Source organism: Natrinema soli, from assembly GCF_028618695.1.
Genome location: NZ_JAQIVI010000605.1, coordinates 1 through 9028, shown reverse-complemented (window position 1 = coordinate 9028; position 9028 = coordinate 1). Strand labels below are relative to the sequence as shown.

The following is a 9028-nucleotide window of genomic DNA, read 5'->3' as shown; positions in this document are numbered from 1 at the left end:
CCGCGACGTGGCCGAGACGGCCCGTGATCGCGGCGCGAGCGCGGCGATGACGGTTCAGGGCGACGTCACCGATCCCGAGAGCGTCGACGGTCTCTTTGCGGCCGTCGAAGCCGAACTCGGGAGCGTCGACGTGCTGGTCAACAACGTCGGCGACTTCGCGCCCGCCCACTGGGCCGACCTCGAGTTCGAGACCTGGAACCGCGTCCTCGAGACCAATCTCAACGGGACTTACCTCTGTTCGAAGCGAGCGCTGCCCGGAATGCGCGAGACGGAGTACGGGCGGATCGTGAACGTCGGCTACGCCTCGAGCGAGCAGGGGCTCGTCAGTCCCGAGAACTTCCCGTACTTCGTGGCCAAGAAGGGTGTATTGATGTTCACGCGTATGCTCGCGGCCGACACCCGGGACGACGGAATCACGGTCAACGCGATCTCGCCGTACGTCGTCGAGAACTCCGACGAGTTCCCCGAGGAGTTACCGCGCGACCGTCCCGCGAGCTTCGAGGACCTGATCGCGCCGCTGTACTTCTTCCTCGACCCCGACAGCGGTTACGTCAGCGGGGAGAACCTCGAGGTCGACGGCGGCTGGTTGCCCGAGACGGTGTGAGCGGTCGTCACTGTGAGGATCGAACCGCGGCGCTTCGCGCCGCGGATGGTTTTTGGTCCAGATTTTTGCAAGGAGCGGGTCTCGAGCGGTGCGCGGCGCGGCGCGCCGCGGGAACGCGAACGGGCGGCAGCCCGTGAGCGGAGCGAGAGACTCCGACGCAGTAAAAAGGTGGGTGTAGAACCTCGAGGTCGACGGCGGCTGGTTGCCCGAGACGGTGTGAGCGGTCGTCACTGTGAGGATCGAACCGCGGCGCTTCGCGCCCTCCGGCATTCCGGATTCCGCATCACAGTTAAAAGGATACTCGCCCTCGAGTCGCGTATGCGAATCGCAGTCGCCGGCACGTTCGGGCCGCTCCACGACGGGCATCGAACCCTGTTCGAGCACGCGCTCCGCTTCGGCGAGGACGGCGTCGTCGTCGCCCTGACCAGCGACGAACTGGCGGTCGAAACGCGCCACGAGCCCCGTCCGATTCCGTCGCTCGAGGAGCGGACCCGGACCGTGACCGACGCGATCCGCGAACTCGACGAGTGGGATCGCGACGTCGAAATCCGAACCCTCGAGACCGAAGACGGGATCGCGACCGACGAGCCGTCTATCGACGCGCTGGTGGTCTCCCCCGAGACGGCTCCCGAACTCGAGGGGATCAACGGATTGCGGCGCGAGCGAGGATTCGACCCGCTGTCTGGGATCGTCGCGCCCTACGTCTACGCCGACGACGGCGAGCGCATTTCTTCGACTCGGATCGTCGCGGGGGAGATCGACGAGCACGGACGCGTGCTCGAGTAGGTGTAACGACGGCCACAGCTAGACGAACGCCAGCGGCACCATCACGAGGGCGCCGACGGCGATGCCGCCCGCTAGTTCCGGCTTGCCGCCCCGCGGCAGCCGTTCGCCGATGTTGAGCGCCTCGGGGACGAACTCGGTGAGCACGAGGTAGATCATCGCGCCGGCGGCGAAGCCGAAGCCGTACGGAAGAAATTCCCTCGCGTAGCGGACGAACCCGAACGCGATGACGGCCCCGATCGGCTGTGGCAGGCTCGAGAAGACGGCCCACCAGACCAGCTTCCAGTTCGCGACGTCCATCGAGCGCAGCGGGATCGAGATCGCGGTCCCTTCCGGAATATTGTGGATCGAAATCGCGATCGTCATGAAAACCGCCAGCACCGGGATCGTAAAGCCGAGGAATTGGGTGCCGCCCTCGAGGCCGAGATCGGCGAAGGAGACGCCGATGGCCACGCCCTCGGGAAAGCTGTGGACGGTCAGGACGCCGAGAATGAGGACGAGCTTCTTGAAATCGGCTTCCTCGTACTGGTGGGGGTCGATGTCGGCGTCCAGCAGGACGTCGTGCGCGAGGACGACGAGGCCGACGCCGGCCAGCATTCCGATCGCGATCTCGAGAGGCGTCCCCTCGGCCAGCCCCTCGTCGACGAGTCCGAACGACGATGCGGAGAGCATGATTCCCGACGCGAGCCCCCAGAGAACCACGTTCCGGCGGTCGCTGATCCCCTCGAAGAAGAAAAACGGGAGCGCGCCGAGGCCGGTCGCCAGCGCCGTGAGCAGCCCGGCGACGAACACTAACACGAGGTTCTCGAGCAGCGCCATCTTCCGGAGTGTCGGACCGGGTGTATAAACCGGCGGCGAAAGCGGCGGTTCGCGGCCGGTTTCGCTCGGCGGAGATCACCGCGGGGCGAGCGACAGCGGCCGGCCGCGCTACGGCAGCAGCGAGCCGAGGTCGAGGTCTAACTGCTGTTTCGCGAACCGGGCGAGCAACGGCGCGTCCTCGAGTTCGATCAGGTTCGCGATGGCGCGGACGTTCCCCTTGTTCGCCTCGGCCAGCGTGTCGTCGTCGAGACGCTGGAGATCCCGCATGAGTCTGTCGTAGCGGTCGTTCGGCGCGAGGTAGAGGAGCTGGGTCATCAGCAACCGGCTCTTCGCGTTGGGTGCGACGTCGCGGTGCCAGAGGGTATCGTAGACCTCGAGGTTCTCGGCGGTCGGCTCGATGCCGTCGTGTTTGAGGACGCTATCGGCGGTGGCGGCGGCCGCGCGACCGGACTGCATGCACTTGTTGATTCCCTCGCCCCAGAGCGGGTCGAGGCTCGGCACGGTGTCGCCGATGGCCATAAACCGATCGGTGTGTAGTTTGTCGGGTGCCTGAATGTGGGCCGAGCCGCGGTGTTGCTTGCCCTCGATCGGTTCGGCGTCCCGGAACCGGGGGTCCGTCTCGAGCCAGTGAGAGAGGTAGTCGTCGATGGTGAAATCGTCGCGACTGTACTGGTCGTGGCTGTCGTTCTGGATGTAACAGAGGCCGACCTTGGCGGTGTCCGCCCCCGTGTGGAAGATCCAGGAGTAGCCGCCGGGCGCGATCTCGTGGTCGAGTCGCAACATCATCGCGTCGCGCAGGTCCGCGAAGCCGGGCCGATCGATGTCGATCCCTTCGAACTCGTACTCGACGCCGATAGCGTGGTTTTCCCGCTCGAGATCGACGATATCGAGCTTCTTCGCGAGGGGTGCGCTCGGCCCCGTCGCGTCGATCGTAATATCGCCGTAGACTTCCTCGTCGCCGTTGTAGGTGACGCCGACGATCTCGCCGTTCTCCGTGATCGGTGCGGTGACGCGAGCGTCGAATCGATACTCGGCGCCGCGGTCGCGGCTGTCTTTCACCAGATAGCGTTTGAAATCCGCGAACTCGAGCACTGCGCCGGTCTGGTCGCGGACGTAGTGCTCGGTCGGCGACTCGAGGACGACGCTGTCGGTGTACTGCATGACCACGTCATCGGGGATGCCGAAGGCGGCCATCATGGAGTGGAAGGTTCCCGCAGTGGACTTGTTGCTCTGTCGCGGGAACTCCTCTTCGGCCTCGGTCTCGAGGACGACGACGTCGTACCCCCTGGCGGCGAGGTCGCGGGCACACTGTGCGCCGGCGGGACCGGCACCGGCGATGACTACGTCGTAGCGGTCGTTCATGTAATCCAGACTGTAGGGGACCTTAATTAGTTTGTCCAGTTACGACGGCTAGTACGGAGTCGAGTCCCTTGAGCGCTAACCCGGCAGAGACGGCCGGACGGGAGAAATCAACGGAACGAATTTACGCGTTCGTCGTGTCGTCGCGCCCATGGGTACCACGGAACCCAGTGAGTTTCCGGACGGGATTCCGAGCGATCCCGATTTTCCCCTCGGGAAGCGACCGCTTCACGAGTACGTCGCCCGCTACGCGGCGGAGCGGCCGGACAGCGTCGCGATCGACTACTACGGCGCACGGCTCACCTACGGGGAACTCGGCGACGCGATCGACCGCTTCGCGACCGAACTGGCCGAGCGTGGGTACGGCCGCGGGGATACCCTCCTCTTGCTCCTGCAGAACTGCCCGCAGTACGTGATCGCCTACTACGCGGCCCAGCGACTCGGCATGCGAGTTAGTCCCTGCAGCCCGATGGCGAAGGAACACCGCGTCGCCTACCAGCTTTCCGACGGGGGCGCGCGAATCGTCGTCGCGGGGGACACCCACGCGCCGCTGCTCGAGGCCGTCCGTGAGGAATCGCCGCTCGAGGAGATCGTTTACACGCGCTTCGAGACGTTCCTGCCCGACGAGCCGGTGCCCGCGATCCACGAGGACATGGCGGACGCGATCGAGACGTCGCGGCGGCCCGAGTCGGCGGGCGTCCGCTACCTCGAGTCGATCCTCGAGGAAACGCCCGCCGATCCGCCGGCCGTCGAGGTCGCGATGGACGATATCTGCCTGCTGCAGTACACCTCGGGAACGACCGGTCTGCCCAAGGGTTGCATGCACAGCTACGCGAACGTCCTGTTCGCCGCGGCCACGTCCTCGGCGCTGACCGATCGGGACGAGCACACGCGCCACCTCGCGGTGATGCCCGTCTTCCACGTTGCCGGGAAGCTCAACACCGTCGACTCCCCGATGATTCAGGGCGGGACGACCGTCCTCCTGACCCGATACGAGCCCGAGGCCTACGTCGACGCGCTGGCGGCCCACGAGCCGACCAACGGCTGGATCACTACGCCGATGGTCCGGGAGCTGCTGCCACTACTCGAGGACGAGGAGCGGGCGATCGACTCGCTCGAGTCGATGCCGGTGACGAGCTTCGGACAGGCGCTGACCGAGGCCCTCTGCGAGCGGTGGGCGGACGCGACCGACTCGGCGATGTACGAGGCGGCCTACGGCCTGACCGAGACCCACACGCGGGACACGTTCACCCAGGGACTCGGCGTGGTCGACGAGGGGTTCGTCGGCAAGCCGGTCTACGAGACCGATATCGTGATCCGGGACTGGGAGACCCACGAGGCGGTTCCCCGCGGGGAAACCGGCGAAATCACCGTGCAGTCGCCGTCGCTCTTCGAGGGCTATCTCGGCAAGCCCGAGGAGACCGAGGCGGCGTTCCACGACGGCTACGTCCTGACCGGCGACATCGGCCGCGTGACCGACGACGGGGCGCTCTACTTCCTCGGGCGACGCACGTACATGATCAAGTCCAGCGGCTACTCGATCGCGCCCGCCGAGGTCGAGGCGGTCCTGAAGACGCATCCCGGCGTCAACAACGCCGCCGTCGCCGCCCGCGACCACGGGACCAAAGGGGCGGAAGTCGTCGCGGCCGTCACGACCGCCGACGGCTCGTTCGCCAGAGACGAGTTTCTCGAGTGGGCCGCGGACCGACTGGCCCCGTACAAGCGGCCCCGCGACGTCGTCGTGCTCGAGCAGTTGCCCGTTACGGACATGGGGAAGCTGGATCGGGAGCGACTCGAGGGCGTGATCGCCGATCGGGCGTAGCGGTCGCGAACCGCGAAACGTTCGAGACAGGGGAACGACGCATCACTTCGGACTGGTCAATTGGCAGCGGTGGCGCGCGCTGTGCCGCGGCGAACAGATTGTGAGCCGCGGCCCGAAGCCGTGCGAGGGATGAGCGAACGACCGCAGGGAGTGAGCGAATCGGCTGGGGAGGGCGTGGCGATTCCGTGTTGCCACGATAGCAGGACGCTTCGTCTCACCCGATACCCATCAGTAACTCACTGTTCCATACACTGCCTGCAGTACACGGGAGGTTCAACACGTGTCGTCGAGCGAACGGCCGGTGGCCATGCCAATACAGGCGACAAGTAACCCCGTCTCGTGACCCTCTCCTCGAGTGTCGACAGCGGCCGATTCGGGCCCGTGACCGAGCAACACCAGCGACGACCAACCAATCACGGCGTCCGAGACGGCCGTTTTCCGCCGCTACCACCTGAATCTGAGGCCCCCATCCATGACACCTAATCGCAAACCGCTCGAGGAGCAAGTGATCGTGATCACCGGCGCGTCGTCGGGGATCGGACTGACCACGGCGCGACTGGCCGCCGACCGCGGGGCGCGAGTAGTCCTCGCCGCCCGAAGCGAGGACGCGTTACGCGAGGCGGTCGCGGAGATCGAAGCCGACGGGGGCGACGCGGAGTACGTCGTCGCCGACGTGAGCGATCGGGACGACGTCCGCGAGATCGTGGACACCGCGCGGGAGATCTACGGCGGCTTCGACACGTGGGTCAACGGGGCCGCGATCTCGATCTACGGCGAACTCGAGGACGTACCGGTCGAGGAGATGCGCCGGCAGTTCGACGTCAACGTCTGGGGCGTGCTCTACGGCTCGCTCGAGGCAGCCGACCACCTGAAAGGGAAAGACGACGGCGGCGCGATCATCAACATCGGAAGTATCGTCTCCGACCGCGCCATTATCCTGCAGGGCAGCTATTCGGCGTCCAAACACGCCGTCAAGGGCTTTACCGACACGCTTCGCATGGAACTCGAGAACGACGACGCGCCGATCTCGGTGACGCTCGTCAAACCGAGTTCGATCGACACGCCGTTTCCCGAGCACGCGAAGAACCACATGGATCGGGAAGCGACGCTCCCCTCACCGGTCTACGCGCCCGAGACGGTCGCGCGGACGATCCTCCACGCCGCGGAACACCCCCAGCGGGAGGTCACCGTCGGGGGCGGCGGCAAGAACATGGTCGCGCTCGGTCGTACCCTCTCGAGTACGATGGACACGCTCATGGAGACGGTGTTCGTCGACCAACAGCGGACGGACCGGCCGCCGCAGTCGGCGGACGCGAGCGGCCTCGAGGAACCGACCGAGGATCTCGACGAACGCGGCGGCTACGAGGGGCACGTCGCCGAATCGAGTCTGTATACGAGGCTTCGCCAGCGCCGAAACGTCCCGACAACGGTCGCCGCTGGGGCCGCAGCGGCCGCACTGTACGCAGGATACAGGACGATACGCGGCCGATTGCGGCAGTCGAAACCGAATTAGGCCGAACGGCCCGCGACGGCAGCGGATCAGCTGCCGACGGCCACGAAATGATTGCCGACGGCCACTACCGACTATCGACGGCGACGAACCGGCTGCCAACTGCAGCGGCCGAATCCGTTCGGTGACAGTCGGTGAACAGCATACCCTTTATGCGACGGCCGCCTAGCACGACGCATGAGCGATGGAGCGACAGCGGGGGACGCCGCGGCGGCGTTCGCCGATCGGGCAGAGGCGGCCCACGGCGAGTCGATCCGTCACCTCGTCGCGTTCGGAGCCGCCGTCCGGGGCGACGACCGCGGCGTCCACACCGAGACCGAGATCCTGCTGGTCCTCGAGGAGGACGACGAAACGGTCGAGCAGGAGCTCGAGGCGCTCGCCGAGACCGTCGGACTCGAACGCGGCGTCGTCTTCTCGGTGCACGTACTGCCGGCGGACCGGTTCGAAGCGAAACGGGATCATCCGTTCGTCCGGACGGCGCTCGAAGAAGGGACCGCGCATGTGTAGAGTGGGGCTCTCGGACGGCCTCGAGAGAGTAGGGGGCCGGTCGGTGAGTGCCGACAGGACGGTGAGCGCCGACGGGAGGGCTGCGTAATCATGCGGGTGACCCTGCTGGGAACCGGCGACACGACCGGGACGCCGACCGTCGGCTGCGACTGCGACACCTGTACGGCCGCTCGCGAGCGCGACGTCGAGCGCACGCGGTTCTCGGTCCACGTCGAGAACGAGCGCACGGGAGCGTCGCTGCTGATCGACTGCAGCCCCGACTTCCGCTCTCAGTTCCTCCGCGACGACGTCCCGCTGCCCGACGCCGCCGTCATCACGCACATTCACTTCGACCACCTCGACGGACTGGGCAACGTCTTTCGCGTCCTGGACTCGCTTGAGGTCTACGCGGCCGACGAGACCGACCCCGAGACGGGCAAGAGCGTCGCCGAAACGGTCCGGGACGACTACCACTATCTCGATCCCGTCACCGTCGTTCCGACGACGACGCTCGAGACGGTCCGCATCTGCGGGCTCGACGTGACGCTGGTCCCCGTCGACCACCCGCCGCTGGACTGCTACGGACTCGCTATCGAGGATCCAGAGACGGGCGCGAAGCTGTCGATCACGGGTGATACGAGCTACGATATTCCCGCGGAATCCCGCGCGGTACTGGCCGACGCTGACCTACTGCTCGCCGACGGGATCGTCCCCGCGAGCCTCTGTGAGCACCACCCCCTCGGCGGTCGCCACGAGGACGGCGAGGGCACCCCCCGGACGTTCGGCACGAAACACATGACTCGAGAGGGGGCGCTCGCGATGGCCGAGCAGTTGAACGCCGACCGGACGCGACTGGTCCACCTCGCGCACTTCTACCCCGCCGAGGAGGCGTTCGAGGAGCCGCTGGCGATCGACGGCGAGCAGTACGTCCTCTAGCGATTTCGGGCGGGAAGAGCCGTCGTCAACTGAAGTCACCGAGTCCGGACTGTTGTCGCCGCTTACCGCCCGGATCGGCCTCCCATGCGGTTCGGCGGTCGCGTTCCGCAGCGAGATCGACGTCGGGAGCCCCGGCCGCGTCGTAGCCCGAACACGACGGCCCGCACTCCGCAGCGGCGTCGACCACCCGTCCCTTCCACTCGCAGTAGGGAAGTGCCGCCCCGCTCGACTCGTCCGGGAGACAGGCCGAACAGGCCGGAAAGTCGTACGTTCGCCACCCCTTGCCGTAGGCGCGTTCGGCGATCCGCCGGCGCGCTCGAGCTTTCGCCGCGGGGGCAACGACCTCGATCTCGGTACGGCCGGGATGGGACTCGAGTGGCTCGATTCCCCGCTTATCAACCGGCAGTGAGGCGGGTTCGCGGATCTCCTCGATGGCGAGCGGCTGTCGCGAGTCGGAATCGTCGCGATGAATCCGCCAGACGCCGACTTCCGCGGGGATCCGGTTGAGGTGGGCGCGCGTCACGTAGCTCTCGGTCGCGAGCACGACTTCGTCGACCAGCGCGAGGCTCACGTCCGTTCGCAGTTGCGCCTCGAGGTCGCCCGGCCGGCCGAGGTCGGGCTTGTTCTCGATGCCGACGATGCGGTCGTACCAGTCGGGATAGCGCGCGACCTGTCGGACGTGATCGCGGCCGCTGGCCGCGCTGGCGGC

Annotated in this window: 9 protein-coding genes; 6 read left to right on the top strand and 3 right to left on the bottom strand. The window is 66.8% G+C overall.

Features of this window, described 5'->3' with window-relative positions; translation table 11 throughout:
* Together PGX04_RS27635 and PGX04_RS27630 are read left to right on the top strand one after the other, a co-directional pair.
* A partial coding sequence (locus PGX04_RS27635) for an SDR family NAD(P)-dependent oxidoreductase (protein ID WP_273741418.1) occupies positions 1-604 on the top strand: 604 nt, incomplete at its 5' end.
* A gap of 318 nt (positions 605-922) precedes the next feature.
* Positions 923-1390, top strand: a complete 468-nt coding sequence (locus PGX04_RS27630; RefSeq protein ID WP_273741417.1) for a phosphopantetheine adenylyltransferase — start codon at positions 923-925, stop codon at positions 1388-1390.
* 18 nt (positions 1391-1408) lie between these two features.
* On the opposite strand, the gene PGX04_RS27625 is transcribed toward PGX04_RS27630, so the two are convergent.
* Complete coding sequence (locus PGX04_RS27625; protein ID WP_273741416.1) at positions 1409-2206, bottom strand: ZIP family metal transporter; 798 nt, start codon at positions 2204-2206, stop codon at positions 1409-1411.
* 108 nt (positions 2207-2314) lie between these two features.
* On the bottom strand, positions 2315-3568 hold the full coding sequence (locus tag PGX04_RS27620) for a digeranylgeranylglycerophospholipid reductase (protein WP_273741415.1): 1254 nt from the start codon (positions 3566-3568) through the stop codon (positions 2315-2317).
* A 148-nt stretch (positions 3569-3716) separates the two neighbouring features.
* Between PGX04_RS27620 and PGX04_RS27615 the strand changes: the two genes are divergently transcribed.
* The 4 genes from PGX04_RS27615 (at position 3717) to PGX04_RS27600 (ending at position 8319) form a co-directional block, all read left to right on the top strand.
* Positions 3717-5387 carry an AMP-binding protein gene (locus tag PGX04_RS27615; protein ID WP_273741414.1) on the top strand — a complete coding sequence of 557 codons (1671 nt, stop codon included), beginning with the start codon at positions 3717-3719 and terminating at the stop codon, positions 5385-5387.
* Between the two features lie 472 nt (positions 5388-5859).
* Positions 5860-6900 (top strand): SDR family oxidoreductase, encoded by a 1041-nt coding sequence (locus PGX04_RS27610; protein ID WP_273741413.1) that lies wholly within the window; start codon positions 5860-5862, stop codon positions 6898-6900.
* A 174-nt stretch (positions 6901-7074) separates the two neighbouring features.
* On the top strand, positions 7075-7404 hold the full coding sequence (locus PGX04_RS27605; RefSeq protein ID WP_273741412.1) for a hypothetical protein: 330 nt from the start codon (positions 7075-7077) through the stop codon (positions 7402-7404).
* 90 nt (positions 7405-7494) lie between these two features.
* Entirely contained in the window at positions 7495-8319 is an 825-nt protein-coding gene (locus PGX04_RS27600) for an MBL fold metallo-hydrolase (RefSeq protein WP_273741411.1), read from the top strand.
* A 25-nt stretch (positions 8320-8344) separates the two neighbouring features.
* On the opposite strand, the gene PGX04_RS27595 is transcribed toward PGX04_RS27600, so the two are convergent.
* A partial coding sequence (locus PGX04_RS27595) for a DUF5787 family protein (protein ID WP_273741410.1) occupies positions 8345-9028 on the bottom strand: 684 nt, incomplete at its 5' end.